Here is a 25705-nt window from a genome sequence, read left to right as displayed (position 1 = left end):
CGGTGTTCACAGGATCACGCCGGTGAAGCCCACTCCTGCGCGAAGTCGGATGCTCCCGTGGGGCGGGCGTAATACCAGCCCTGGGCGGTGTCGCAGCCCAGGTCGCGCAGCTTGTCCGCCTGGTGCTCCGTCTCCACGCCCTCGACCGTCACGGCGAGGCCCAGCGCGTGCGCGAGGGACACGATGCCCTCCACGAAGGTCACGTCCACGGGGTCGGCCGGATGGCGCTGGAGGCCCTGGGTGAAGGAGCGGTCCAGCTTGAGCGTGGTGGCGGGCAGCTTGCGGAGGTTGGCCAGGTTGGAATAGCCGGTGCCGAAGTCGTCGAGGGCGATGTCCACGCCCATCTCGGCGAGTTGCCACAGCGGCTTGAGCTCGTCCTCGTCGGCCCCTATCAGCGCGCTCTCGGTGACCTCCAGGCACAGCGAGGAGGGGTCGACGCCCGCCGCGTCCAGCACGGCCACGGTGTCCTGCACCAGGTCCGGGTGATGGAGCTGGCGCGGCGAGAGGTTGACGTTGACCCGCAGGGGGCGCTCCTTCGCGCCGGGGTCGTCCGCGCCGCCCAGCAGCTCGTGCCACGCGCACGCCTGGCGCACCGCCTGCTCCAGCACCCAGCGGCCCAACGGGACGATCAGCCCGGTGTGTTCGGCGAGGGGGATGAAGCGGTCGGGGCCGAGCCTGCCGTGCACCGGGTGCTCCCAGCGCACCAGGGCCTCGGCGCCGTCGACCCGGCCGTCGCTCATGCGGATCAGCGGCTGGTACTCCAGGAAGAACTCGTCGCGCTCCAGCGCCGCGGGCAGGTGGTTGGTGAGGCTGTGCCGGTCTATGGCGCGCGCGTCGGAGTCGGGGTCGGCCAGCTCGTAGCGGTTGCCGCCGGAGTCCTTCGCCCTGTACATCGTGATGTCCGCGCTGCGCAGGACCTCTTCGGGGCGCAGCTCGCCGCTGGCGCCCTCCACGATGCCGATGCTCGCCCGTACGGACAGGTCGCGGCCGTCCACGGTGATCGGGGTGGCCAGCGCGGCGAGTGCCTGCCGGGCCAGCTCGGTGACCTCGTCCTTCGCGGGGTCGGCGACCAGCGCGACGAACTCGTCCCCGCCGATCCGCGCGACCAGGTGGCCCGGCGCGGCGGCTATCGACTGCAGGCGCTCGGCCACCGAGATCAGCAACTGGTCGCCCACGGCGTGCCCGAGGCTGTCGTTGACCGCCTTGAAGCCGTCGATGTCCAGATAGCACAGCCCGAACCTGCCGACCTCGCTCCCGGAGGAGAGGATCCGCTCCAGGCGCTCGGCGAACAGCGTCCTGTTGGGCAGTCCGGTCAGCTCGTCGTGGGTGGCCTCGTACCGCAGGCGCAGGTGCAGCAGGCGGCGCTCGGTGATGTCCTCCATGAGCGCGAGCTGATAGCGCGGCGCTCCCTCCGCGTCGCGGAGCAGCGACATGGTGAGGTTGGTCCACAGGACGGTGCCGTCGGGGCGCTGGTAGGGCTTGTCGACGCGGAGGTGGTCGCGCTCGCCCCGTACCAGCTCGCGGTGCATGCGCCATACTTCCGGCGCGTCCTCGGGGTGCACCCAGTCGTGCACGTTGCGGCGCCGCATCTCCTCTTCGGAGCGGCCGAACATGCGGGCCAGCGCGCCGTTGGCGTCCAGGATCCGGCCGTCCATGTCGGCGATCCCGATGCCGATGGTGGCGTCCTTGAAGACCGCGCGGAACCGCGTCTCGCTCGCGTGCAGCGCCTCCTCGACCGCGGTCTGCGCGGCCAGCGCGGCGCGCGAGAGCGCCTCCTGCTCGGCCAGCGTGCGGTCCCTGAGCGCCTTGGCGAAGCCGGCCGACATCGCGTGCTGGAGCCGCGAGCAGCGCGCCCTCGCCTCGTCGGCGGGCAGCGCGTGCGCGCCGTCCCGCGGGGCGCCGTACAGCACCAGGTAGGAGTCGATGACGCCGAGGAGCTGCGGGAGCGCGTCCGGGCTGGTGCAGTGCGCGTCCACCAGTGCGGCGCCCACCTCGCGGCCCACGGCAGGGGTGAACGGGCGGGCGTGCAGCGCCTCGCTGAGCCGGCAGGCCAGCGGGTAGAGGAAGTCCGCGAGTTCGGCGCGGGTCATGGAGGTCTGGGTGGCCGGGTAGACGGCGCGGCTCCAGATGGTCGCGAAGCGGCGCAGGCCGTCGTGGTCAGCGGGGGCGCGCTCGAGCCTCTCGTGCTCGTCCGGGGCGGAGTTCACCCCGCGTGCCTCTGGTCCGCCTTGCGGCCGACTCCGGCAAAACCGCTGAACACCACGGGGTCCTCCTGCTCGGGCGGTGCGTCCGGCCGCCAGTGGGGCAGCGGCACGAGACCGGGGTCGAGGAGCGCGAACTCCTCGAAGAACTGCGTGATCTGCGCCGGCGAGCGCAGCACCAGCGGTGCGCTCGCCGAGCTGTAGACCTCCTGCACGCCGGTGCCGTCGCGCCGCGGGCCGCCCTCGGTCGAGGCGTGCGTGAGCACCAGGAGGCTGCCGGGCGCCAGCGCGTCGGCCAGCTCCCTGACGGTCTTCCAGGGGTCGTCCTTGTCCTCGACGAAGTGCAGCAGCGCCACCAGCATCAGCGCCACGGGCTGCTGCAGGTCGATTACCCGCTCCACCTCGGCGCTGCACAGGATGTCCTGCGGCGAACGGAAGTCGGCCGACACGATGTCGGTGCTCGCGTCGCCCTCCAGCACGGCCCTGCTGTGCGCCACGGCGACCGGGTCGTTGTCCACGTACACCACCCGCGCGTCGGGGTGCACGGACTGCGCGACCTCGTGCACGTTGCCGAACGTGGGGATGCCGGAGCCGATGTCGAGGAACTGGGTGACGCCCTGCGAGACGGCGAAGCGGATGGCGCGCCGCATGAAGGCGCGGTTCGCCTGCATGATCTTCGGGAGTCCCGGCCAGGCGTCGATGGCCCGCCGCGCCGCCGCCCTGTCCACCTCGAAGTTGTGCGAACCGCCCAGGTAGAAGTCGTACATACGGGACACGCTCGGCACGTTCAGATCTATGCCCTGTGGTGCCCAGGCGGGACGTTCCATGCAGAGGTCTCCAGGCTTCGTTCAACTCGCGGCGGTCTCCCGTCGGGACATGAGGCTACTGACCCGGAAGCGGCCGGAGGAAGGAATCCGGAAGTCTACGGCCGGATCTTGTCAGCTCGTTCCGGAAGTACCGGGGCATACCACACCGGCACGCCCCGCACCGCCGCGCCGAGCTGTCAGAAACGGTACGTGCGGGGCGAGTTGCGGAACCCGGCCGCCTCGGGGTGCGGTGGGCTTCCGCGCATCAGGTGTGCCTCAGGCATTTTCCTTCCGGATTCCGTCGGTCTCCTCCGCCGCGTTCGCGCGCGCGTCGGCGCGAGTGGAGGGCAGCAACTCCCTGATGTCCTGCGGGAGTACGCCGCCGAGCTTGTCCATCAGCTCCGGCGCGACGGCCGCGTCCAGGACCTCCAGCACCGCGGCCGCGTCACGGATGGCCTGGTCGTCCGTGGTGGCCGCGCGCCAGGCCACCCGCCCGGCGAAGGAGGTCAGGCCGAAGCGCTCGCCGTGGTCGCGGGACTCCGCGCGCCGCAGCGGCGCGCTCTCGTGCGCGGCCACCACCCTGCGCAGGGTGTCGCCGGCCTCCGCGGGGAGCTGGGCCGCGAGATGGTCGGCGACCCCGTCCGGCACGCGTTCGGCCAGCGTCTCCAGGGTGGCGCGCAGGGCGCGTTCGGCCGCCTGCCGGTCGGGCAGCCCCGCGCGCTCCTGGATCCGGCCGGTCAGCTCCTCGTAACGCATCGTCGGTCACCTCCGCGGTGCGGGTGCCCCGGCAGGGCCCGGTGTATGGGCGCGTTTCTGTGGCTGAAAACGAACGGGTGGTGGTGATGATCCGGTCACTCCACGTGGCTGGAATCGGCGCACGGAAGCCGCCGCGGAAGCGGTGGCGGGAGGTATCCGGAATCCGTGGCGCGGCCACGCGAAGGGGCGCCGGAACCACTCCGGCGCCCCGGTGTCCGCGCAGTGCCCCTCGCCGCATCTCACGGCATGGCACTGCGTCTCGGTGCGTATGACCGCTCCGTGCTTATGACCGCTCCGTGCTTATGACTGCTCAGCGCGTACGACCGCTCAGCGCGTGTCACCGCGCCCGCGCTTCATCGTCCGCGCTTCATCGGCCTCACGTCGCCGGGCTCACTTCATCGCGGACCGCACCGCGTCGCGCGTGCGGTCGGCGACCGCGGCGAGCGGGCCCAGCGCCGCGTTCCCCGCGGCCGACTCGGTGCCGGGGCGTGGGTGGGTGGGGGCCAGGGCCTCGGCGGCCCGCATGCCCGCGGCGAGCGCCCGGCGCTCCCGCTGGTCGGTCACCTCCTGGAGGCAGGCGAACTCCTCCTTCTCCTCCGACGCCGCGTGCGCCAGCACCGCGTCGCGCAGCGACTCCAGCCTGTCCAGGAAGTCCGGGTCGTGCGGGTCGAGCCGCTCCAGCGAGGCCAGCGACTCCTTCGCCTCCTTCTCCTCGTCCAGGCGCCGCTCCACGACGGCGCCGCCCTTGTCGAGGTGCTTGCGCGCGTAGGGGTGGACGATCTCCTCCTCCGCCGTCTCGTGCACCGTGAGCGTGCGCACCAGGTGCTGGAACGCGTCCCGGCGGGCGCTGCCCTCGCTCCGGAACACCTCGTCGAACAGCTCGCGGATGCGTTCGTGCTGCTTGAGCAGCAGGGTCACCACATCGCCTTCGGTGTCGGCCACTTCGGGCCCTCCTCGGATGTGCGCTCGGGTACGGGCGGATGTGCAGGGCGCCGGAGTACCCGGGGCCCCGGGGCGGAAACGGCGCCGTGTCGACCGCACCCAGGGAGGGCGTGCCGACCGCGCCCAGGGAGACCGTGTCAACCGTGCCCAGGGAGGTCGTGCGGCCCGTGACCGACGGGTGGGGCCTGTGAAGGGTGCCGAGGGCAGGTGGACGGCGGGGGACCCCTGTGCGGTTTAATTGCGAGGTCTTCGCAAGAACGTTTGATCTTCAGAAGCTGGCAGGGGTGTGGACGCAATGACGGCCCGGACGGTACGGACGCTCACCGCGACGGGAACGGCGGCCGCGGTGCTCGCAGGAGCCGCGGCCTGTTCCGCACCGGGGGGCGAGGGCTCCGGCGGCGCGAGTACGGACTCCGTCACGGTGGGTGTCGCCCAGGAGCCGGAGACCCTGAGCCCGCTGCTCGGGTACGGCAAGGAAGGCAACTCGAAGATCTTCGACGGGCTGCTCAGACACGACGGCGACATGAAGCTGAAGCCCGCGCTCGCCACAGGACTCCCGAAGGTGAGCGGCGACGGGAAGACGTACACCTACAAGCTGCGCAAGGGCGTGAAGTTCAGCGACGGCAAGCCCTTCACGGCCAAGGACGTGGTCTTCACCTACGAGACCATCCTCGACAAGAAGACCAACAACGCCTCCAAGGGCGACTTCGACGCGCTGGACAGCGTGAAGGCCGAGGGCGACCACGAGGTCGTCTTCAAGCTCAAGTACCCCTACGCGCCCTTCGCCGAGCGCACCGTGCAGCCCATCGCCTCCAAGGCGGACGCGGGCGGCCAGAACCCCAACACCGGCTCCTACAACACCAAGCCGGTCGGCACGGGCCCGTACATCCTCACCTCCTGGCGCAAGGGCGAGAAGCTCAGCTTCAAGGCCAATCCGCACTACTGGGGCGGCGAGCCCTCGGTGAAGAAGTTCACCGTCGCGGTCATCGAGGACGACGACGTGCGCGCCACACGGCTGCGCTCCGGCGACCTGGACGGCGCGATCCTCCCGCCCAACCTGGCCAAGCCCTTCAAGGGCGACGACGCCAAGGAGACGCTGCACGCCAAGACCGCCGACTACCGCGCGGTCACACTGCCCCAGGACAACCCCGTCACCGGCGACAAGTCGGTGCGCCGCGCCCTCGACATGGCCGTGGACCGCGGCGCGATGGTCAAGTCCATCCTGAACGGCGCCGGGAAGCCCGCGTACGGGCCGCTGCCCACCGACAGCCCCTGGTTCCAGAAGGGCACGGAGCGGGCGCACGACCTGGCGGGCGCGAAGAGGCTGCTGGACGACGCGGGGTGGAAGACCGGCAAGGACGGGATCCGCGAGAAGGACGGCAGGCGCGCGAAGTTCACGCTCTGGTACTTCTCCGGCGACAAGCTGCGCCAGGACCACGCGCTGGCCTTCGCCTCGGACGCCAAGAAGGCCGGCATCGACGTCAAGGTGCAGGCGGGCAGCCGCGAGGTCATCCAGCCCAAGCTCAAGCACGACGCGATGCTCGCGGGCAACGGCTTCCCCGCTGACCCGGACTTCGACCTCTACCCGGCGCTGCACTCCTCGCAGGCCAGCGGCTGGAACAACATGTCGCACTACGACAACGCCGACGTCGACAAGGCGCTCGACGAGGGCCGCCGCAGCCGCGACAAGGGTGAGCGCAAGAAGGCGTACGGGAAGGTCCAGAAGGAGCTCAAGAAGGACCCGGCCTACGTCTTCCTGGACCACATCGACCACGTCTACGTGCTCAACAGCGGCTGGAAGGACCTGACCACCCAGGTCGAGCCGCACGACCACGGCATCGGCGCGGGCCCCTGGTGGAACGTGCAGGACTGGCAGCCCGCCAAGTGACACCCGCAGCACCGCCCGCGACACCACCCGCGCCACCCGGACCGGCCGCCGCCTCAGCGCCGCAGGCCGAAGAGCCCCCCACGGGAGCCGGGCCTGGCCGCCGATCCCGCTGGGGTCCGGCGGCCAGGCTGGCGGGCCGGCGGCTGCTGGCCGCCGTGCCCGTGCTGGCGGCCGTCACCTTCGGAGTGTTCGCCGTCGCCGCCGCCTCGCCCTTCGACCCGGTGCAGCAGTACGCGGGCTCGGCCGGGCTCAACGCGTCCCAGCACACGCTGGACCAGCTCCGGCAGAACCTGCACGTGGACGGCCCCTTCCCCGAGCGCTGGTGGCACTGGGTGCTCAACGCGCTCCAGGGCGACCTGGGGAACTCCACCGCGCTGCGCCAGCCCGTCGCCCAGGTCATCGGCGAACGCCTCGGCTGGTCGGTCCTGCTGTGCGCCGCGGGCTTCGGGCTCGCGGTGCTCGGCGGCACCGCGCTCGGCGTCGCGGCGGCGCGGCGCCAGGGCGGCTGGTTCGACCGCGCGGTCACCTCGGCCGCGTACACCCTGGAGGCGGCGCCCCCGTTCTGGCTCGGGCTGCTCGGGGTCTGGCTCTTCGCGCTGAAACTGGGCGTGCTGCCCGCCGGCGGGCTCACCGACACCGGCAGCGACGTGGTGACGGCCGGCGCCCTGCTGAGCCATCTCACGCTGCCCGCAGTGGTGTTGGCGGTCTCCCAGCTCCCGTGGTTCATCCTGTACGTACGCCAGGGCGTCGTCGACGCGCTGGAGGAGGACGCGGTACGGGGCGCACGCGCGCGGGGGCTGCGGGAGCGCACCGTGCTGCTCGGGCACGCGCTGCGCTCCGGGCTGCTCCCCGTGCTCACCCTCATCGGGTCGCGGGTGCCCGAACTGATCACCGGCGCGCTGCTGGTGGAGACCGTGTTCAGCTGGCCCGGCATCGCCTCGGCCACTGTGGAGGCAGCCACCTCGGTGGACTTCCCGCTGCTGGCCGCGCTCACGACCCTGGCCACGGCGGCCGTACTGCTCGGCAACCTGCTCTCCGACCTGCTGTACGGACTGGCCGACCCGCGCGTGTCCCTGGAGGAGATGTGACGGCACCGGGAGAGGTGACGACGCCGGCGGAGACCGCGCGGGAGCGCGCCGAAGAGGCGCATCGCGCGGAAGAACGCAAGGACCTGCCCGGCGGGCGGTCCGGGGAGTGGCGCTCGCGGGCAGGCGGGCGGAGCGGCGCCGGGGGGCGCCGCTCCGCCCGGGCACTGCGGCTGCGGGTCTCCGCCGCGCTGCTCGCCGTGATCGTGCTCGCGGTCGTCCTCGTACCGCTGCTGATGCCGCTGGACCAGCAGGCCGTCGACCTCGCCTCGAAGCTCAGGGCGCCGTCGGCGGCGCACCCGTTCGGCACCGACGACAACGGCCGCGACGTGCTGCTGCGCTGCGTGTACGGGCTGCGGGTCTCGCTGCTCGTGGGGGTGGTCGCCGCGCTGGTGGCCACGGTGATCGGCACCGCGGTCGGCGCCGCCGCGGGCGGTCTGGGCGGGCGCGCCGACCGGATCGTGATGCGGATCGTGGACGTCTTCTCCTCGGTGCCGCACCTGCTGCTGGGCATCTTCATCGTGGCGATGTTCCGCCCCGGGGTGTGGCCCGTGGTGATCTCGGTGGGCCTGACCCACTGGCTGTCCACCGCGCGGATCGTACGGGCCGAGGTGCTGTCCCTGCGGGCGCGGCCCTACATCGACGCGGCCGTCTCCGGCGGGGCCTCGCGCTGGCGGGTCGCGGTGCGGCACCTCGTACCCGGCGTGCTGCCGCAGGCCGGGATCGCGGCCGTGCTGATGGTGCCGCACGCCATCTGGCACGAGTCGGCGCTGTCCTTCCTCGGGCTCGGGCTGCCCACCCACCAGGCGAGCCTCGGCAACATGGTCCAGGACGCGCGCAGCACGCTGCTCGCGGGCGACTGGTGGCCCACGCTCTTCCCCGGCCTGTTCATCATCGTTCCCACGCTCGCCGTCGCCGGACTGGCCGGTGCGTGGCGTGAGCGGATCAATCCGCGCCGCCGATCGGAGCTGATGCTGTGACCACCGCAGATTCCGCAGACGCCGCGACCGGGAGGGCTTCCGGGGGCGCCGCGGCCGTGTCTGCCGCTCCGCTGCTGTCCGTGCGCGGGCTGTCGGTGCGCTTCCGCATGCGGGACGGCGCGCACATCGCCGCCGTCACCGACGTCTCCTTCGACCTCCCGCCGGGCGAGTGCCTTGCGCTGGTCGGCGAGAGCGGCTGCGGCAAGTCCGTGCTCGCGTCCGCGCTGCTGGGGCTGCTGCCCGGCAACGCGGAGGTCAGGGGCTCCGCGTCGATCTCCCCGGGGGACGAAGGCGACGGCGCGCGGGAGCCGCTGGACCTGCTGGCCGCCGACGAACCGACCCTCGCCCGCAGCGTACGGGGCCGCCGTGTCGGTCTCGTGCCGCAGAGCCCCGCCGCGCATCTGACGCCCGTGCGCACGGTGCGCTCCCAACTCCGCGAGACGGTACGGGAGCTGACCGGCGCCGCAGGGGCCGGGCTCGACCGGGCCACCTCGGCCGCCGCCGAGCGCGCCGCGTTCCCGGCCGACCACCTGGACCGGTATCCGCACGAGCTGTCGGGCGGTCTGGCACAGCGCGCCGCCACCGCGCTCGCCCTGGTCGGCGAGGCGCCGCTGCTGGTCGCCGACGAGCCCACCACGGGGCTCGACCGCGATCTGGTGGAGCGCACGGTGGACGAGCTGCGCGAACACGCGGGCGGCGGGCGCGGCCTGCTGATCATCACGCACGACCTCGCGGCGGCCGAGCGGATAGCCGACCGTGTGGCCGTCATGTACGCGGGGCGGATCGTCGAACTCGCGGGCGCGCCCGGCTTCTTCGGCGAGCCCGGGCCCCGGCATCCGTACGCGCGCGGCCTGCTGGAGGCGCTGCCCGACCGGTCCTTCCGGCCCATTCCCGGGATGCCGCCGGAGCTGGGCGCGCTGCCGGGCGGCTGCGCGTTCGCGCCGCGCTGCGAGCGCGCGGACGCGGCCTGCGCCGAGACGCCCGAACTGGCCGACGGCGCGGCCTGCCACCACCCGCTGGGCGCGCCGGTCGCCGCGCCGTCCCCGCACTCCGTCGAGCCGGCCCCGACCGGGGCGTCCGAGCCGTCTGGGGCAGCCGAGCCCGCCGATCCCACCGACCCCGTGGACTCCGCACATGCCTGAGCCCGTACTCGAACTGGCGGGCGTCACCGCCGGATACGACCGCCGCGACCCGGTGCTGCGCGAGGTCTCGCTGAGCGTGGCCGAGGGCGAGTCGGTGGGCCTGCTCGGCCCCTCGGGCTGCGGCAAGTCCACGCTCGCGCGGGTCGCGGCACTGCTGCTGCGCCCGTACGCGGGCACGGTACGCATCGGGGGCGAGGCGGCGCGCGGCTGGCGGCACCGGGCGCCGCGCGAGCAGCGCACCGCGGTGGGGCTGGTCTTCCAGCAGCCGCGCATGGCGGCCGACCCGCGGCTCACGCTGACCGACCTCATCGCCGAGCCGCTGCGCGCGACGCGGCGGCCCGCGGCGGAGATCCCGGAGCGGGTCGGCGAACTGGCCGAAACCGTGGGCCTCGGCGGCGATCTGCTGGGCCGTCGCCCGCACGAGGTGAGCGACGGCCAGCTGCAGCGCGCGTGCCTGGCGCGTGCGCTGGTGCTCAGGCCGCGGATGCTGGTGTGCGACGAGATGACGGCGATGCTGGACGCGTCCACGAGCGCGGCGCTGGTCGCAGCGGTGGAGTCCTACCGCGCCTCAACAGGAGCGTCCCTCCTGGCAGTGGGCCACGACCGCACCCTGCTGTCCCGCTGGTGCGGCCGCCTGACGGAGTACGCGAGTCTGTAGGCGCTCGGCGCGAGGCCCGGCGACGCCGTGTGGCACGCCCCGCTGCAACCGCCGACCGGTGCCGCTGCGGGCGCTTTCCGCTGCGGCGGAACATGGTGTGGTGCGGCCCATGCTGCCTTGCCCTCCGCGAGGGACACTGGAGGTATGAAGGGCCCGATCCGGGGGGTGCGGAGTGGGGGTGAGCCCGTCACTGCGCGGAGTGATCTGCGGTTGCGGTATGTGCTCGGGGTGATCTTCGTGCCGTTGTTCGCGCTCGGGACCCTGCTGCTCTGGTACTGGTCGGCGCGGGCGGGACCGCACACCGCGCCCAGCGACGGTTCACTGCGCGCCCTGGCCCTGATCTGCGCGGGGCTCACGGTGTTCGCCGCGGTCGACCTCGTCGTCGTGGTGCGCCGCATCAGGCGGGAGGCGCGGGGCGGTCACACCGAGACGCCCCGCCCCCGCAGGTAGGACACCGGGTCGATGTCGGAGCCGTAGCCGGGCCCCGTACGGATCTCGAAGTGCAGGTGCGGGCCCGTCACATTGCCGGTCGCGCCGGAGCGGCCGAGCCGGCGTCCGCCCTCCACCTGCTGCCCGGCCCGCACGCCGATTGCCGAAAGGTGCGCGTACTGGCTGTACTTGCCGTCCGCGTGCCGCAGCACCACCTGGTAGCCGTACGCGTCCGCCCAGCCGGCCGACACCACCTTGCCGGGGCCGACGGCCCGTACCGCGGTGCCGGTGGGCACGGCGAAGTCGATGCCCGTGTGATAGCCGGAGGACCAGCTTCCGCCCGGTACGCGATACCCCGTGCCGATCCCGGCGCCGTGCACGGGCGCGGTGAAGCCGGCCGCGCTCGCGGGCGCCTGCCGCGCCTTGGCCCCGGCGGACCGCGCCGGGTGCTCGGCCCGCTCACGCTTCTTCTCCGCCTTCGGCTGAGCCTGCGACTGATGCTTCGGCTTCGGCTCCGCCTTCGCCGGCTCGCCGCCGCCCTTCAGACGCAGCCGCTGACCGGGGACGATCAGGTCGGGGTCGCCGCCGATGACCGCGCGGTTGCGCGCGTACAGCCCGCGCCAGCCGCCGTCCACGTCCCGCGCCTCGGCGATCCCGGAGAGGCTGTCGCCGCCGACCACCTCGTACGTGGTGCGCTGCTTCGCGCGGTCGGCCGTGGCCCGCCGCGCCCGCTCGGCGCGCTCCTCCTGCTGCCGGGCCTGCTGCCGGACCCGCTGCCGGTCCTTCCGGTGCGCCTCCTGCCCGGTATCGGCCTTCCGCTCCCGCGCGGGCGCCGCCGCCGTACGGGGCTCCGCTGCCGTACGGGGTGCCGCCTCCGTACGCGAAAGCCCCGCTCGCGGCCCGCAGTTGGGCCAGGCGCGCGGGCCCTGCTCGCGCAGCACCTTCTCCGCGACGGCGATCTGCTCCGCGCGGGAGGCGAGGTCGGCGCGCGGCGCATAGGCCGTGCCGCCGAAGGCCCGCCAGGTGGAGTCGGTGAACTGGAGCCCGCCGAAGAACCCGTTCCCCGTGTTGATGTCCCATGTGCTGCCGCTCTCGCAGGCCGCGACCTTGCTCCAGGTGTCCTCCGGAGCGGCCTGCGCGAAGTGCACGCTGACCAGCGGAATGGCGATGCCCGCACCCCCGGCGGTGAGGCGCAGGGACACCCGGGCTAAGGAACCGGATTCATGGCGTCGGTGGCGGCCCCGTGCTGGCATGGCCCGTTCCTCCGTGGGTCGGCCGGCCCCGGCCCGGGTCGAGCGGAGGCGGCCGGAGACAGGCGAGCGGACTGAACAAGTGGTCCCAAGGTGCGGGGAGTTGCAGTCGAGCCCGCTCACGATAAGGGGACGGGAGAGAAGGTCACAAGAGAGCAAAGCGGGGTCGGCAGGACAAGCCTGGCGTCACACCTCGAAGCCGTTGTCCTTCGCGTGCCGGTGCACGGCCTTGTCCGCCATGGCCTCCTCCAGATACACCTCGCACACGAGCCGCCCGGTCCCGGTGAGGTCGTGCTCCAGCTCGTACAGGCTGAGTTCGCTGCCGTCGGCGAGCAGGAAGGCGTGCTCGTACACCGAGCACCACACGTGCCACTCGTGCACGAGCGCGTGCGGCCGTGGCACGTGCATGATCTCGTGCGCCTGCGCCGTGGACAGCCGCCGCAGCACGTCCTCTCCGGGCCGGTCGGCGTTCTCCGCGCGGCGCAGCAGCCTGCGCGCGTGGTCGGCCGAGCCGCGCTCCGAATAGCCGCGCTGCCGCGGGAGCCGCGCGGCCTGCGGGACCAGCCCGAACGGCTGGGCCCCCGGGCCGCCTCCCGCACCGGCGCTGCCGCCGGCCGCGCCGTCCCCGCGTCCCGGCACGCGCCGCTCGGCGCGGCGCAGTTCGTGCTCCCGTTCGTACACCTCGGACTGCAGACCGCCCGGCGCCCCGTCGTCGGCGAGGGCTCCGGGGCCCGCGTCGTAGCACAGCTCCCAGAGCAGTTCGCTGGTGCCGTCCCTGAGCAGGAAGACATGGCGGAAGCAGCCCCACCAGGGCCGCGGCGGATCGCCCGGCAGCGGGACGTGCCTGCCGTGATCGGGCGCCGCCTCGTGCAGGACGCTGAGCTCCAACCGCTCCAGCGTGGCGTCGCTGACATCGAACGGATTGCGGGAACGGGCCAGCAGGCTGTGCAGCGCCTGCACAGGGCTCAGCTCCGTCCCCTCACGTCCGTCGCGCATCGCGGATACCTCCCGGCTCACCTCAACCGACTGATCCCCGCGGTGGAACACGCTAGCGCCGCGGGCACGGCGCGCGGGGGCGATCGCCGGAAACTCCCGTGCCGGGGGCCGGAATTCGGCCGTCCGACCCGCCCCGCGAATGCCCCGGTTTGTGGATGACCCGCGCAGGAACGGGAACGACACAGTGGACGCGGACAACCGAGCGGTCCGGCCGCGCGCGGGGACGGGCCGAGGAGGGAGGTGCCGCCGTGACGACGGTGCCCGAGGGGTACGAGTCGTACTGGATGCTCTCCGCGGCGGCCGGACCCCGTCCGCCGCTCCCTCCGGGCAGCCGCAGCGAGGTGGACGCCGTGGTGGTGGGCGGCGGCATCGCGGGCCTCTCCACGGCCTGGGAGCTGGCGCGCGCGGGCAAGAGCGTGGCGGTGCTGGAGGCCGACCGGATCGCGGCGGGCGTCACGGGGCACACCACGGCGAAGGTGTCCGCGCTGCACGGCCTGATCTACTCCACGCTGCGGGACTCCACGCTGCGGGACGCGACGGGCGCCGAGGCGGCCCGGCTGTACGCGGAGTCCCAGCAGCAGGCGGTGCGCCACATCGCCGACGTGGCCGCCGAGTTGGGCGCCGAGTGCGAGCTGGAACGGGTGCCCGCGCACACCTTCGTGGAGTCGCCGTACCACGCCGACGAGGTCCGCGCCGAGGCCGAGGCGGCCGCCGAGGCGGGGCTGCCCGCCTCCTATGTGACCGACACGGGGCTGCCGTTCCGGGTGCAGGGCGCCGTGCGGGTGGAGGACCAGGCGCAGTTCCATCCGCGCAAGTACCTGCTGGCGCTGGCCGAGGACCTGGTGCGGCGTGGCGGCGTGATCCACGAGCGGACCCGCGTCACCGAGCTGGACGAGGGCGATCCGTGCCGGGTCGTCACCGAGAACGGGGCCGAGGTGACCGCGCGGGACGTGGTGGTGGCCACCCACTACCCGGTGTTCGACCGCGCGCTGATGTTCTCCCGCCTGGAGCCGCGCAGGGAACTGGTGGTCTCCGCGCTGATCCCCGAGGACCAGGACCCGGGCGGCTGCTATCTGACGCCCGAGCGCCGCACCCGCTCGGTGCGCACCGCGCCCTACCCGTTCCGCGCGGGCGTGCGGCTGCTGATCGTGACCGGCGAGAAGTTCACACCGGGCACCACCGGGATCGGCTCGGTGGGCGCGCGCTACGAGCGGCTGGCGGCGTGGACGTACGAGCGCTGGCCCGACGCGCGCATGGTGCACCGGTGGGCCACCCAGGACAACGACACCACCGACCGGGTCCCGTACATCGGCCGCTTCCACCCCGCCTCGCACCACGCCTGGGTCGCGACCGGGTTCGGCGGCTGGGGGATGACCAGCGGGGTGCTCTCGGGACAGCTCCTCGCCGCGCACCTCACGGGCGCCGAACTGCCGCCGTGGGCGCGGCTGTACGACCCGATCAGGCTGAGCCCCCGCGAGGCGCCCGCGATGCTGCGCTTCCAGTCGGCTGTGGCCCGCCGCTTCGTGGGCGACAGGCTGCGCTCCTCGTACGTGGACTCGGTGGAGGAGATCGCGCCGGGGACGGGCGCGATCGTACGGATCGACGGGCGCCGCTGCGCGGTGCACCGCACACCCGAGGGCGAGGTGCGCGCGCTCTCCCCGCGCTGCACCCACCTGGGCTGCCTGGTGCGCTTCAACGACGAGGAGGGCGCGTGGGAGTGCCCCTGCCACGGCTCCCGCTTCGGCATAGAGGGCGAGGTGCTCCAGGGCCCCGCGACCCGTCCGCTGGAGCGGCGGCCCGAGGCGGAGGAGCAGCGCGAGGAGTGAGCGGGGCGCGGGGCCTCCTCGTCTCCGTCCTCGTCCCCGTCCGCGCGATTGGGCTTGTCGGGTGGTCCTCGGGCCCGCGGCTCACGATGAGGCCCGGCGGCACGGAGGCGCACGCCTAGCATCCGGAACGAATCGTTCTGCCGGAGGTGTCGCCCATGTCCGTGGTCCCCAGGTTCCCCGGAAGCCCGCGCTCCAGACCCCCGCGCTCCAGGCCCCCGCGCCCGCGCCGCGCGCTGCTCGCGGCCGCCGCCGGCGCCGCGCTGCTGTGCACCGCCGTGCCGGCCTGCTCGCCGGGCGGTGACCGGCCGGGCGACGAGCAGCGCGGGCCCGGGGACGGGAACGGCACCAACATCCTGATCACCGGCCTCGACCAGCGGCGCAACATGTCGGACGCGGAGAAGGACCGGCTCCATGTGAACGGCAAGGAGTGCAACTGCACGGACGTGATGATGCTCCTGCACTTCTCCGCCGACCGTAAGCGGATGAGTGCGGTGAGCATCCCGCGCGACTCGTACGTCCCGTTCGCGAAGCAGAAGGGCGCACCCGAGCGCGGGAAGATCAACGCGGCCTTCAAGCACGGCGGTCCGAAGCTGGCGGTGCGCACCGTGGAGAAGGTGACCGGGGTCCCGGTGCACGGCTACGCGGATGTCGACTTCCCGCGCTTCGTGAAGGCCGTGGACGAGGTGGGCGGTTCCCGGGTGTGCACGGCCCGGCCGCTGTGGGACGAGAACTCGGGGCTCGACCTGAAGGCGGGCGACCACAGGCTGGCCGGCAAGGAGTCGCTGCGGTACGTGCGGGCCAGGCACCTGTCCCCGCCCGGTGACCTGGGGCGCAACCGTCGCCAGCAGTACCTGGTCTCGGGCGTGCTCGCCTCCCTCGCGAGCGGCGCGACGGCCTCGGACCCGGACAGGCTGGCCCGTACGGTGCAGGCGGTGCGCAAGCACGTGCACACCGACCTGAGCACCGGCGAGATGGTCGGGCTCGCGCGGGGGATGCGGGGGCTGACGACGCGTCACATGGAGTTCGCGACGGTGCCGATGTCCGACTTCGACCTGCGGGTGCCCGGCTGGGGCTCGTCGCTGAAGTGGGACGACAAGAAGGCCGCCGCGCTCTTCGACGACCTGCGCAAGGACCGGTCGCTGACGGCGAATCCGCTGCACGGGCCGCCCCGCGGGGTGCACGCCGTCTCGCTGCCGCCCGCCACGATTCCGGTGCAGGTCGTGGGGGAGCGGGAGCGGGCGGCGAAGATCGAGAAGGGGCTGCGCGAGAACGGCTTCAAGGTGCTCCAGGGCCCGGTGCCCGCCTCGGCGCCCTCGGGCAAGTCCGGTACCCGCATCACCTACAACCCGGCGAACGAACCGCAGGCCCAGGCCGTCGCGACCGCGCTGCCCGACGCCGAGCTGCGCCTGGAGCCCGGGCATTCGACGTACGCGACGGTGTGGGCCGGCGGAAAGGGCACGCGGGTCCGGAAGGTCGTCGAGGACCGCAACGCCGTCGAGGGCGCGGCCGTCACCGGCGACAAGGTCGGCGGCTGCGGCGGGCAGGGCGCGCACACCGCGGGCTCCTAGGCCGTGCAGGACGCGGGGAGGGGCGCTCGTCGGCGGGCGCCCCTCCTCCTGCGTCCGGACCTCACAGCCAGTCGGGGTCGGTGTCCAGGGTCGTGGTGTCGAGGGAGTCGAGAAGGTCGAACTGCCGCCCGGTGCGGGGGAGTTCGTGCCGGAAGAAGTAGCGCGCGGCCTGCCGCTTGCCCTGCCGGAAGGCGTCCTCGCCGTCCCCCGCCGCCAGGAACTGGCCCAGCCAGATCCACGCCATCACCACATGCCCCGCCGCCTCCAGATACACCGAGGCGTTGGCCAGCGCCGTGCCCGGGTCGCCGCCCTCCCACAGCCGTGCGGTCGTGGAGGTCAGCCGCTCCGTGTACGCGCGCAGTCGAGCGGCCAGCTCGGCGGCCTCGCCCCCGGCGCGCTCGGCGGCCTCCGCGGTCTTCCCCAACTCGCCGGCCAGCGCGAGCAGTCCGGCGCCGCCGTCCATGACCGCCTTGCGGCCCAGGAGGTCCAGCGCCTGGATGCCGTGCGTCCCCTCGTGGATGGGGTTGAGCCGGTTGTCCCGGTAGTGCTGCTCCACGTCGTACTCGCGGGTGTAGCCGTAGCCGCCGTGCACCTGGATGGCCAGGCTGTTGGCCTCCAGGCACCACTGCGAGGGCCAGCTCTTGGCGATCGGGGTGAGCACGTCCAGGAGCAGCCGCGCCCGGTCGCGCTCCTCCGCGCTCTCCGCGGTGTGCTGCTCGTCCACGAGCTTCGAGCAGTACAGCAGGAGCGCCAGCGCGCCCTCCACGTACGACTTCTGGGCCAGCAGCATCCGGCGTACGTCGGCGTGCTCGGCGATCGGGACCTGCGGCGACGCGGGGTCCTTGGCGGTGACCGGGCGGCCCTGCGGGCGCTGGCGCGCGTAGTCCAGCGACTTGAGGTAGCCGGTGTAGCCGAGGGCCATGGCGCCCGCGCCGACGCCGATGCGGGCGCCGTTCATCATGTGGAACATGTACGCCAGCCCGCGGTGCGGCTCGCCCACCAGATAGCCGACGGCCCCTGCCTCGCCGCCCGGCAGGTGCTGGCCCTCGCCGAAGTTGAGCAGCGCGTTGGTGGTGCCGCGGTAGCCCATCTTGTGGTTGAGGCCGGCGGGGACCACGTCGTTGCGGTCGCCCAGTGAACCGTCGGCGTTCACCAGGTACTTGGGCACGATGAAGAGCGAGAGGCCCTTCACGCCGGGAGGACCGCCGGGGATCTTGGCGAGGACGAGATGGACGATGTTCTCGGACAGCTCGTGGTCGCCGCCGGAGATCCACATCTTGCTGCCGAACAGCCGGTACGCGCCGTCCCCGCCGGGCTCGGCGCGGGTGGCCACATCCGCCAGCGACGAGCCCGCCTGCGGCTCGGACAGGCACATGGTGCCGAAGAAGCGCCCCTCCAGCATGGGCCGCACGAAGGTGTCGATCTGCTCCCGCGATCCGTGCGCGCACAGCAGCCGCGCGTTCCCCAGCGTGAGGAAGGGGTAAGCGGAGGTCCCCGTGTTCGCCGCCTGGAAGTACGCGAAGCAGGCGGTGGCCACGGTCTGCGGGAGCTGCGCGCCGCCGTACTCGGCGTCCAGCGAGGCGCTGAGCAGATCCGACTTGGCGAAGGCCTCCAGGGCCTCGCGCACCTCGGGGTGGGTGTGCACCCGCTGCCCGTCGAAGGTGGGCTCCTCCTGGTCGTTGCGCTTGTTGTGCGGGGCGAAGTGCCGCTCGGCGATCTGCTCGCCGAGGTCCAGCACCGCGTCCACGGTCTCCCGCGAGTGCTCGGCGAACCGGGGCCGCGCGAGCAGCTCCCCGAGGCCCAGCCAGTCGTGCAGGAGGAAGTCGAGGTCGCGGCGGGAGAGGAGGAGGGAGGACGAGGAGGACGCAGGCATGGGTGATCCGATCCCGGTCGACGGCGGCGTGGGCGCGTGGGCTAAGCGCTTGCTTATAGTCGGCGCGCGGGTACGGGGATGTCAACGCCCCTCCTGCGCGAGACGCCGCGCACGCGCTGCGCGCCCCCGCCCGCGTGCTGCGCGAGCCCCCGCCTACGTGCCCGTCGGGCTCAGCGCCGTCGGCGCCGTCGCCTCCGCCTCGCCGCCCGCCGCGCGGCGCAACTGCTGCGCGCGCAGCACCAGTTCCAGCTCGAAGAGGGTCTCGGGGTCCTGCAAGCGGTCGCCCAGCAGCTCGTCGAGCTGGCGCAGCCGGTAGCGCACCGTCTGCGGGTGCACCGCGAGGCGCTTGGCCACCTCGATCGTGTTGTGGCCGCAGCGCAGCCACGCGAGCAGGGTCTCCGCGAGCCGGTAGCGGTGCGGCGCGCGCACCTGCTCCAGGGGCGCCATGTGCCGCTCGGCCAGCGCGTCGAGCAGCGCCTCGTCGCGGAAGAGCAGCAGCGTGGAGAGGTGGTCCTCGCAGCGGATCACGTCCCGCCGGGGGATCACCCCGCGCTGCGCCAGGTCCAGCGCCTCGGCGGCCAGGCGCTCGGAACGGCACCCGTCGGCCACCTCCACCGTCGGCCCGATCACGGCGCGCTGCCCGCGCAGCGCGAGGGAGATGGCCCGCGCCCGCCCAGGCCCGTCCGGATCGGGCACCACCATGATCACGGGGCGCCTGTCGGTGCGGACCAGCACCTCGGGCGGGGTGATGGGCCGCTCGGGCTCCGCGCCGCCCTCCTGCGCGGGGGCGTCCACCAGCACGACGGCCACGCGGCGCGGGACCGTCCACTGCGCGGCGCGCGCCAGGTCGCAGATCGCCTCCCAGGACGCGGGAGGGTCGGCTGTCAGCAGGTCGAGCAACCGCTCGCGGCGGCGCTGGAGCTCACCGGCCGCGCGCAGCCTGGCCTCGGTGTACCCCGCGGCCGTCGCCTCGATGATCTCGTCGAGGTGCACGAGCATCGCCTCGCCCAGCGAGACCAGCACGGAGCGCGGCAGCAGGTCCTCGTCGGCGAGGCTGTTGATGCGCCGCCAGGCGATCCGCGCGCCCGTCCGCATCGCCTGCTGGAACGCGTCCAGGCTGCGCCCCTCGTTGGCCTCGCCGCGGCCGATCCCGTGGTAGGTCTGGGCCACCGTCTCCCAGCCCTCCTGGGGTCTGGCCATCCGGTCGAGCAGCAGGCCCAGTGCCTGTTCCGCGCCGGTGCGCAGGGTCCGCATATAGGTGTCGTCCTGCGGCCGCGCGTACTCGGGAATGCCCTGCTGGATCTCCGTCACCACGTCCTCGACCAGCTCCTCCAGGTAGGGACGGAGCCTGTCGGGCAGGTCAGGAGGGAAGTCGGTGAAGGGGTCGTAGGGGAGATGCGTGCTGGTCACCGGCGCTGACGCTCCTTCCGGCGTGGGGGAGCTGGAGTGCGTTGCCTGTCCCGTGCTGCGGGGGAAGATACCGGCGCGCGACCGCGGTTTCCCCTGCATTACCAACGAGTTAAGTTCTGCCCGCTTATCAGTTCCGTACAGTCCCGCGCCCGCCCCCTGTCCGCCCGGGACAAGACGCGGAGCGCCCCGTCCAGCACGGTCGTACGGACGGCTGGACCCAGCGCGCGGAGGCGGGGCGAGGACGGGTGCGGACACCGGGAACGGAGCAGCGTACGGGCAGGGGGCCGGAGTTCACGGCGCCCGACGTCCCCCTCACCGCGCTGCTCGACGACGCGGCGGCCCGCCACCCGTACCGCACCGCGCTGGTCTGCTCGGGCCGCCGCACCCGCTACCGCGCCCTGCGCCGGGCCTCCGCCCGGTTCGCGGCCGGGCTGTGCGCGCTGGGGGTGCGGCGCGGCGAACGCGTCGCGCTGGTCCTGCCCAACTGCCCGCAGTTCGCCGTGGCGTTGTACGGGACGCTGCGGGCCGGAGCCGTCGCGGTGCCGGTCGACGCGGGCCGTACGGGGCACGCCCTCCGGCACCGGCTGGCCGGATCGGGCGCCACCGTCGCCGTGGTGCACGACGGCGGCTATCCGGCCGTCGCCGCCGTGCGCGGGCACACCGCGCTCCGGCACGTGATCACCGTACGGCTGCACGACGCGCTGCCCAGGTGGCGCCGACTGGCCCTGCGTGCCCCGCTGTCCCGCGCCCGTGCGGTGCGGGCCCGCCTCGACCCGGGGCTCCCCGCGGACGCCGACGCGCTGCCGTACCGGCGGCTGCTGTCGGCCGCGCCGCCCCGCAGGGCGCCGCGCGGCCGCGTCGATCCCCGCACCGCCGCGCTGCTCCAGTACACCGCCGGCACCACGGGCACCCCCAGGGCCGTCGTGCTCAGCCACCGCAGTCTGGTCGCCAACGCGCACCAGGTGCGCGCCTGGTGGCCGGGGCTGCGGGAGGGCCGCGCGACCGTCCTCAGCGCGCTGCCGCCGACCCGCCCCTACGGGCTCACCCTGGGCCTCAACGCGGGGCTGCTGTCCGGGGCCCGCACCGTGCTGCTGCCGGACGGCGACCCCGGCGCGCTGCTGCGCGCCGCGCGCCGCTGGCGGCCCACGCTGCTGCCCGGAGTGCCCGCGCTCTACGAGGAGTTGCTGACCCGCGCGCCCGAGGAGCTGGAGGCGCTGGGCACCCTGCGCTGCTGTCCCTCGGGTGCAGGACCGCTGCCCCCGGAGACCGCCGACCGCTTCCGCGCGGCGACAGGACTGACGCCCGTCGAGGGGTACGGGCTGACCGAGGCCGCTCCCGTGGTGCTCGCCAACCCACCGAACGCCGACGCGCGTTCCGGCACGGCCGGCCTGCCGCTGCCCGGGACCGAGGTGCGGATCGTGGACGAGTACGACCCCTCACGCGTCCTCGCCCCGGGAGAGGCCGGCGAACTCGCGGTGCGCGGCCCCCAGGTGTGCGACGGCTACTGGCGTGATCCGGCCGCCACCGCGCGGGTGCTGCGCGAGGGGTGGCTGCTGACGGGGGATCTGTGCGTGCGGGGGCCCGACGGCTATGTGACGGTGCTCGGGCGCGTACGGCAGGCGCAGCACGCGCAGCGGGCGGGTCGGGCGCAGCAGAGGCGGGAGCCCCGCGAGGGGACTCCCGCCATTCCGTCGTCCGCCGGTGTCACTTCCCGTACTGGGAGGTCAGCTTCGCCTTCTCCGCCTCCGCCTCGTCCCTGACGACGTCCACCACGTGCTGGTTGAGGCGCTGGTCCTCGACGTGCCTGACCAGGCCGTCCAGTTGGGCGGTCGCCTCCTCCAGGTCGCCCTGCTTCGCCTGGGCGCGGGCCAGCCGCCTGGTCACCATGTTCAGCGTGACGTTGTCCACGCCCACGCCCTGCTTGGACGCCTCGACGACCGGCTTGAGCTGCAGGATGCTCTCCTTCGTGTCGGCCGGACGGACCGAGAGCGCGTCCTTCTCGGGGGTCAGGCTCTTGAACTCGTGCTCGGCGTTGAGGCCGCGCACCATGCGCGCGAACACCGCGAACGGGTGCTTGCCGTGCTGGTCGATGACCTGCTGGAGCGCGTCGTTGCCGGACTTCAGGTGCGGCGAGTCAGAACCCAGCAGCGCGAACAGCTTGCCCTGCTCCTCGCCCATCATCAGCTCGGCGAGCTGCTCCTCGGAGCGTCCCGCCGGGTGCCGCACCGTGGTGCGCATGATCGGCGAGACCACCCGCGAGCCGTCCGACGCCAGATACATGGCGCGCATCTCGTACGTCCCCGGCTGCTGGAAGTAGTGCCCGTCCCTGCCGTACCCGATGTACGCGCTGGTGTAGATCGCGGGCCTGCCGCGGTCCAGGCGCACCGTGCGGGACTCGTCCACGCAGCGGCGCAGCAGCGGCCTGAACACCACCGTGCGGCCCGAGGGCTGCCTGATGGCGATGCTCACCAGGTCGTTGTGCGGGTGCAGATAGCGGTGCGCCTCGATGCCGCGCACGTCCGTGGTCTCCAGCTTGAGCTCCACCACGGCCGGCTCGCCGTACTCGTACGCGCGCTTGCCGCGGAGTTCGAGCCGCAGGCCCGACCTGTCGACGACCGGCTCGTCGAACTGCTCGGCGTCGACGTCCTGGGCGCCCCTGCCGAAGGCGTTGGCCCCCATGATCACGTTCTTGTAGAAGCCGTGCCGCAGGTGCGCCAGCTCGTTGTTGGTGAACTGGAACGGGAAGTTGGCCCAGTACGCCGTCTCGCCCGAGGGCGCGCCGCCGCCCGGGTTGTAGTTCTGCGGGTAGTTCATCCACGACAGGTCGCCGAAGCCCATGTTGGGGCCGAGCGGTGCCGGGGGAGTGGCCAGGTTCTTCTGCCAGGAGTGCAGCAGGTTGAAGGAGTGGCCGAGTTCGTGCACGTAGGTGCGGAGCGCGGCGCGCTGCGACACGGGGTCGGCGCCGCCGATCAGGTCGTAGAAGACCGCGCAGCCCTGCCGCTGGTACGCGTCGCTGGCGTCGAACATGATGCCGCGCACCCCGGACAGGCCCTCGTACTTGCTGGCCACCAGCAGCCAGACCTTCCACTGCGGAATGTTCTTCCACAGGCTGAAGTTGGTCTCCATCGCGGCGTGCAGCTCGCCGTCCGTCCAGCCGTTGGGGCTGTCGGCCAGGACGTTGGCCGCGCCGGACACCTGCAGCTCGATGCCGGTCTCCGCGTAGGCGCGCGGCACCGTGAGCACCCGCGCCGTCGATCCGGGCGGCTGCGGCAGCGACCCGGTGTTGTAGGACACGAAGGGCACCTTGCCGGTCACCGAGTCCTGCTCCCAGGTCACCGTGCGGAAGTACGCCGATGTGAAGGGGCACAGATAGCTGGCGCCCTTCTCGGTCGCCGACTTGTAGAAGGTCAGGGTCGCGGCCGGGCGCGGCTGGGTGGTGACCGCGCGCGGGATCACGACCTCGACGATCGGATAGCTCGCCGTCCAGGTGAAGCTGCCGGTGCCGCGGATCACCGTGACGGTCGCGGTCTGGGTGACCGTCACCGAGTTCACCACGAAGGACCCGTAGTAGCTCTGGGTGCCGCCGCTGATGGCGAAGAAGTCGCCGCTGAGCCTGCGCAGCGGGCGGTAGCCGTCGATGTCGACGCGGAGTTCGAGCTGGTAGCCGGTGGTACCGCCGCTGCGGTAACGGCCGTAGGTGAAGTGGTACGCGACCGACTGCTCGGCCTCCGTGCGCAGCGCGTGCTCGGACCCGGGCACGGTCTGTACGCCGCCGTTCTGTGCCACCCCCGCTTCCTCGGGGCCCCCGGCCTGCTGCGTCTGCTGCGCGGTGTGCTGCGCGGGAAGCGTCGTGCCGGGCGCCTCGGCGGCGGCCTCGGCCCGTTCGGTGCCGGTCAGCGGGGCCTCGGTGCTCTCGCCCGGGCCCGAGGTGGGGTCTTCGATGGCTGACGACATGGTGGGATGTCCTCTGCTCGCCGAACGCGTGTTGAGGGGGCGGCGGCCGCTCCGTCGCGTGCGCGCCGCCGGCACCTGACCGGCCAGGAGGACTCCGAGAGCTTTCCTCGGTTCGGAACCTCGCAGCGACGGACCGCCCTGTCAATGCGAACTTGCACAGATTTTTCCCATTGCGGCGGACCAGTGGGCGTACGGACGGCCCACGCTCGATTCTGTTCAGGTCCGCTCAGGTCCCGGGCAACGCGCGGCAGTTCAGGGCAGCATCCACGCCAGCGCATGTGCCTGGAGGAACACCAGGACGCAGACCGCCAGCAACAGCAGGGCGCTCCAGCGCAGCACCGCGCGGAACAGTTCCGCCTCGCGGCCCAGCATGCCGACCGCCGTCGCCGCGATGGTGAGGTTCTGCGGGCTGACCATCTTGCCGACCACGCCGCCCGAGGTGTTCGCCGCGACCATCAGCGTCGGGTCGAGGCCCGCCTTGCCGGCCGCCGCCTGCTGGAGCGTCGCGAACAGCGCGTTCGCCGAGGTGTCCGAGCCGGTCACCGCCGTGCCCAGCCACCCCAGGATCGGCGAGAGGAAGGCGAAGGCCGTGCCCGTACCGGCGATCCAGGTGCCGATGGTGATCGTCTGCCCCGACAGGTTCATCACGTACGCGAGCGCCAGCACCGAGGCGACGGTGAGCAGCGCCCACCGCAACTGCACGACCGTGCCCCCGAATTCGCGTACCGCCGCACCGGGCCGCACCCGGTAGACCACGGCCACCAGCAGCCCGCAGATCAGCAGCAGCGACCCGGGCGTGGACAGCCACGGGAACGCGTACACCGCGCTGCTCGCCTTCTCGCCCTCGGCGGTCAGCACCTGCCCGTACAGCCCCGGCCAGTGCACCTCGACGTCCGTGCCCTCCAGGAACTCCTTGACCGGCGTCCACAGCTTCGCGACCGCGAAGACCGCGATGATGATCAGGTACGGGACGAAGGCCATCAGCACGCTGGAGCGCCCACTGCGCGCGGGGCCCACGGGGGCCGCAGGGGGCTCGGAGGGGGCCGCGCCGGAGTTCTCCCCGGGGGCTTCTGCCTGCGCCTCCCGCAGCGCCGCCCGTACCCGCTCGCCCTCGCGCGGCTGCCACACCCGCAGGAACAGCACCACGGCCGCGAGCCCGGCCAACGACGCGATGATGTCGGTGAGTTCGACCGACACGTAATTCGCGCTCACGAACTGCGCCACCGCGAACGCGGCCCCGCAGACCAGCGCGACCGGCCAGGTCTGGCGGATCCCGCGCACCCCGTCCACCAGCGCGACCAGCAGCAGCGGGACGAACAGCGCGAGCAGCGGCGTCTGCCGCCCCACGACGGCCCCGATGTCCTCGTACGAGATCCCCGTGAGGCTCCCCGCGGTGATGATCGGCGTGCCGATCGCGCCGAACGCGACCGGCGCGGTGTTCGCCACCAGCACCGTCACCGCTGCCCGCACGGGTGTGAAGCCCAGCGCCGTGAGCATCACGCCGGTGATCGCGACCGGCGCGCCGAACCCGGCCAGCGCCTCCAGCAGCGCGCCGAAGCAGAACGCGATGATCAGCGCCTGCACCCGCGGATCGTCGCTGACCAGCCCGAACGCGCGCCGAAGATCCTCGAACCTGCCGCTGGCCACGGTGAGCCGGTACACCCACAGCGCGGCCAGCACGATCCACATGATCGGGAACAGTCCGAAGGCCGCGCCCTCGGTGCCCGCCAGCAGCGCGAGCCCGGGCGGCATCCCGTACGCCGTCACCGCCACCACCAGCGCCACGCCCAGCGAGACGAGCCCGGCCCAGTGCGCCTTCCACCGCAGCCCGCCGAGCAGGACGAAGAGGGTCAGCAGGGGCAGCGCGGCGACCAGGGACGAGACGCCGAGGCTGTCGGCGACGGGGGAGAGGTCAGGCTGGTACATGACGGCTCAGTATGA

General features: G+C 73.2%; 19 protein-coding genes. 9 read left to right on the top strand and 10 right to left on the bottom strand.

Features of this window, described 5'->3' with window-relative positions; translation table 11 throughout:
• Positions 1 to 14: 14 nt before the first annotated feature.
• The 4 genes from ABEE00_RS16455 to ABEE00_RS16440 form a co-directional block, all read right to left on the bottom strand.
• Positions 15 to 2207, bottom strand: coding sequence for a putative bifunctional diguanylate cyclase/phosphodiesterase (locus ABEE00_RS16455; RefSeq protein ID WP_345746246.1), 2193 nt, complete (start codon positions 2205 to 2207; stop codon positions 15 to 17).
• Positions 2204 to 3028, bottom strand: coding sequence for an SAM-dependent methyltransferase (locus ABEE00_RS16450; RefSeq protein ID WP_345746245.1), 825 nt, complete (start codon positions 3026 to 3028; stop codon positions 2204 to 2206). Before ABEE00_RS16450 ends, ABEE00_RS16455 begins: the two co-directional genes overlap by 4 nt.
• Before the next feature lie 255 nt (positions 3029 to 3283).
• A complete protein-coding gene (locus ABEE00_RS16445) occupies positions 3284 to 3763 on the bottom strand; it encodes a DUF2267 domain-containing protein (protein WP_345746244.1) in 480 nt (159 codons plus the stop codon).
• A 390-nt stretch (positions 3764 to 4153) separates the two neighbouring features.
• Positions 4154 to 4705 carry a hemerythrin domain-containing protein gene (locus ABEE00_RS16440; RefSeq protein WP_345746243.1) on the bottom strand — a complete coding sequence of 184 codons (552 nt, stop codon included), beginning with the start codon at positions 4703 to 4705 and terminating at the stop codon, positions 4154 to 4156.
• 295 nt (positions 4706 to 5000) lie between these two features.
• Here ABEE00_RS16440 and ABEE00_RS16435 point away from each other — a divergent pair, with 295 nt between their 5' ends.
• The 6 genes from ABEE00_RS16435 (at position 5001) to ABEE00_RS16410 (ending at position 10908) form a co-directional block, all read left to right on the top strand.
• Positions 5001 to 6593 carry an ABC transporter substrate-binding protein gene (locus ABEE00_RS16435; protein ID WP_345746242.1) on the top strand — a complete coding sequence of 531 codons (1593 nt, stop codon included), beginning with the start codon at positions 5001 to 5003 and terminating at the stop codon, positions 6591 to 6593.
• Between the two features lie 128 nt (positions 6594 to 6721).
• Positions 6722 to 7681 carry an ABC transporter permease gene (locus ABEE00_RS16430; RefSeq protein WP_345746486.1) on the top strand — a complete coding sequence of 320 codons (960 nt, stop codon included), beginning with the start codon at positions 6722 to 6724 and terminating at the stop codon, positions 7679 to 7681.
• 83 nt (positions 7682 to 7764) lie between these two features.
• Positions 7765 to 8658 carry an ABC transporter permease gene (locus ABEE00_RS16425; protein ID WP_451918606.1) on the top strand — a complete coding sequence of 298 codons (894 nt, stop codon included), beginning with the start codon at positions 7765 to 7767 and terminating at the stop codon, positions 8656 to 8658.
• A 107-nt stretch (positions 8659 to 8765) separates the two neighbouring features.
• Complete coding sequence (locus ABEE00_RS16420) at positions 8766 to 9800, top strand: ABC transporter ATP-binding protein (RefSeq protein ID WP_345746484.1); 1035 nt, start codon at positions 8766 to 8768, stop codon at positions 9798 to 9800.
• A complete protein-coding gene (locus ABEE00_RS16415) occupies positions 9793 to 10458 on the top strand; it encodes an ABC transporter ATP-binding protein (protein WP_345746241.1) in 666 nt (221 codons plus the stop codon). Before ABEE00_RS16420 ends, ABEE00_RS16415 begins: the two co-directional genes overlap by 8 nt.
• 144 nt (positions 10459 to 10602) lie before the next feature.
• The gene (locus tag ABEE00_RS16410) at positions 10603 to 10908 is read left to right on the top strand and encodes a DUF6343 family protein (RefSeq protein WP_345746240.1); all 306 of its coding nucleotides are present in this window, start codon (positions 10603 to 10605) and stop codon (positions 10906 to 10908) included.
• On the opposite strand, the gene ABEE00_RS16405 is transcribed toward ABEE00_RS16410, so the two are convergent.
• Both ABEE00_RS16405 and ABEE00_RS16400 read right to left on the bottom strand, forming a co-directional pair.
• Entirely contained in the window at positions 10878 to 12140 is a 1263-nt protein-coding gene (locus tag ABEE00_RS16405; RefSeq protein ID WP_345746239.1) for a transglycosylase family protein, read from the bottom strand. The genes ABEE00_RS16410 and ABEE00_RS16405 overlap by 31 nt on opposite strands.
• A 183-nt stretch (positions 12141 to 12323) precedes the next feature.
• Complete coding sequence (locus ABEE00_RS16400; RefSeq protein ID WP_345746238.1) at positions 12324 to 13133, bottom strand: DUF6227 family protein; 810 nt, start codon at positions 13131 to 13133, stop codon at positions 12324 to 12326.
• A gap of 248 nt (positions 13134 to 13381) precedes the next feature.
• Between ABEE00_RS16400 and ABEE00_RS16395 the strand changes: the two genes are divergently transcribed.
• Positions 13382 to 14959: an FAD-dependent oxidoreductase gene (locus ABEE00_RS16395; protein WP_345746237.1), complete on the top strand. Its 1578-nt coding sequence runs from the start codon at positions 13382 to 13384 to the stop codon at positions 14957 to 14959.
• A gap of 155 nt (positions 14960 to 15114) precedes the next feature.
• Positions 15115 to 16527, top strand: coding sequence for an LCP family protein (locus ABEE00_RS16390; RefSeq protein WP_345746236.1), 1413 nt, complete (start codon positions 15115 to 15117; stop codon positions 16525 to 16527).
• A gap of 61 nt (positions 16528 to 16588) precedes the next feature.
• On the opposite strand, the gene ABEE00_RS16385 is transcribed toward ABEE00_RS16390, so the two are convergent.
• A complete protein-coding gene (locus ABEE00_RS16385) occupies positions 16589 to 18400 on the bottom strand; it encodes an acyl-CoA dehydrogenase (RefSeq protein ID WP_345746235.1) in 1812 nt (603 codons plus the stop codon).
• 153 nt (positions 18401 to 18553) lie between these two features.
• Positions 18554 to 19810 carry a PucR family transcriptional regulator gene (locus ABEE00_RS16380; protein WP_345746234.1) on the bottom strand — a complete coding sequence of 419 codons (1257 nt, stop codon included), beginning with the start codon at positions 19808 to 19810 and terminating at the stop codon, positions 18554 to 18556.
• A gap of 245 nt (positions 19811 to 20055) precedes the next feature.
• Between ABEE00_RS16380 and ABEE00_RS16375 the strand changes: the two genes are divergently transcribed.
• Complete coding sequence (locus ABEE00_RS16375; RefSeq protein ID WP_345746233.1) at positions 20056 to 21570, top strand: AMP-binding protein; 1515 nt, start codon at positions 20056 to 20058, stop codon at positions 21568 to 21570.
• Here ABEE00_RS16375 and ABEE00_RS16370 read toward each other — a convergent pair.
• Both ABEE00_RS16370 and ABEE00_RS16365 read right to left on the bottom strand, forming a co-directional pair.
• Positions 21515 to 23764: a hypothetical protein gene (locus tag ABEE00_RS16370; RefSeq protein WP_345746232.1), complete on the bottom strand. Its 2250-nt coding sequence runs from the start codon at positions 23762 to 23764 to the stop codon at positions 21515 to 21517. The genes ABEE00_RS16375 and ABEE00_RS16370 overlap by 56 nt on opposite strands.
• A 252-nt stretch (positions 23765 to 24016) precedes the next feature.
• A complete protein-coding gene (locus tag ABEE00_RS16365) occupies positions 24017 to 25690 on the bottom strand; it encodes an L-lactate permease (RefSeq protein WP_345746231.1) in 1674 nt (557 codons plus the stop codon).
• Between the last annotated feature and the right edge of the window lie 15 nt (positions 25691 to 25705).

Origin of the sequence: Streptomyces odontomachicola (assembly GCF_039605595.1) — a bacterium.
GTDB lineage: Bacteria > Actinomycetota > Actinomycetes > Streptomycetales > Streptomycetaceae > Streptomyces.
This window is presented reverse-complemented; position numbering and strand designations above follow the sequence as displayed.

What these genes read in the sequence shown, in the direction of transcription:
- ABEE00_RS16405 (WP_345746239.1), bottom strand. Translation starts at nt 12,140, where the DNA reads ATGCCAGCACGGGGCCGCCACCGACGCCATGAATCCGGTTCCTTAGCC.
- ABEE00_RS16385 (WP_345746235.1), bottom strand. Translation starts at nt 18,400, where the DNA reads ATGCCTGCGTCCTCCTCGTCCTCCCTCCTCCTCTCCCGCCGCGACCTC.
- ABEE00_RS16410 (WP_345746240.1), top strand. Translation starts at nt 10,603, where the DNA reads ATGAAGGGCCCGATCCGGGGGGTGCGGAGTGGGGGTGAGCCCGTCACT.
- ABEE00_RS16390 (WP_345746236.1), top strand. Translation starts at nt 15,115, where the DNA reads ATGTCCGTGGTCCCCAGGTTCCCCGGAAGCCCGCGCTCCAGACCCCCG.
- ABEE00_RS16450 (WP_345746245.1), bottom strand. Translation starts at nt 3,028, where the DNA reads ATGGAACGTCCCGCCTGGGCACCACAGGGCATAGATCTGAACGTGCCG.
- ABEE00_RS16445 (WP_345746244.1), bottom strand. Translation starts at nt 3,763, where the DNA reads ATGCGTTACGAGGAGCTGACCGGCCGGATCCAGGAGCGCGCGGGGCTG.
- ABEE00_RS16420 (WP_345746484.1), top strand. Translation starts at nt 8,766, where the DNA reads ATGCGGGACGGCGCGCACATCGCCGCCGTCACCGACGTCTCCTTCGAC.
- ABEE00_RS16415 (WP_345746241.1), top strand. Translation starts at nt 9,793, where the DNA reads ATGCCTGAGCCCGTACTCGAACTGGCGGGCGTCACCGCCGGATACGAC.
- ABEE00_RS16365 (WP_345746231.1), bottom strand. Translation starts at nt 25,690, where the DNA reads ATGTACCAGCCTGACCTCTCCCCCGTCGCCGACAGCCTCGGCGTCTCG.
- ABEE00_RS16400 (WP_345746238.1), bottom strand. Translation starts at nt 13,133, where the DNA reads ATGCGCGACGGACGTGAGGGGACGGAGCTGAGCCCTGTGCAGGCGCTG.
- ABEE00_RS16435 (WP_345746242.1), top strand. Translation starts at nt 5,001, where the DNA reads ATGACGGCCCGGACGGTACGGACGCTCACCGCGACGGGAACGGCGGCC.
- ABEE00_RS16370 (WP_345746232.1), bottom strand. Translation starts at nt 23,764, where the DNA reads ATGTCGTCAGCCATCGAAGACCCCACCTCGGGCCCGGGCGAGAGCACC.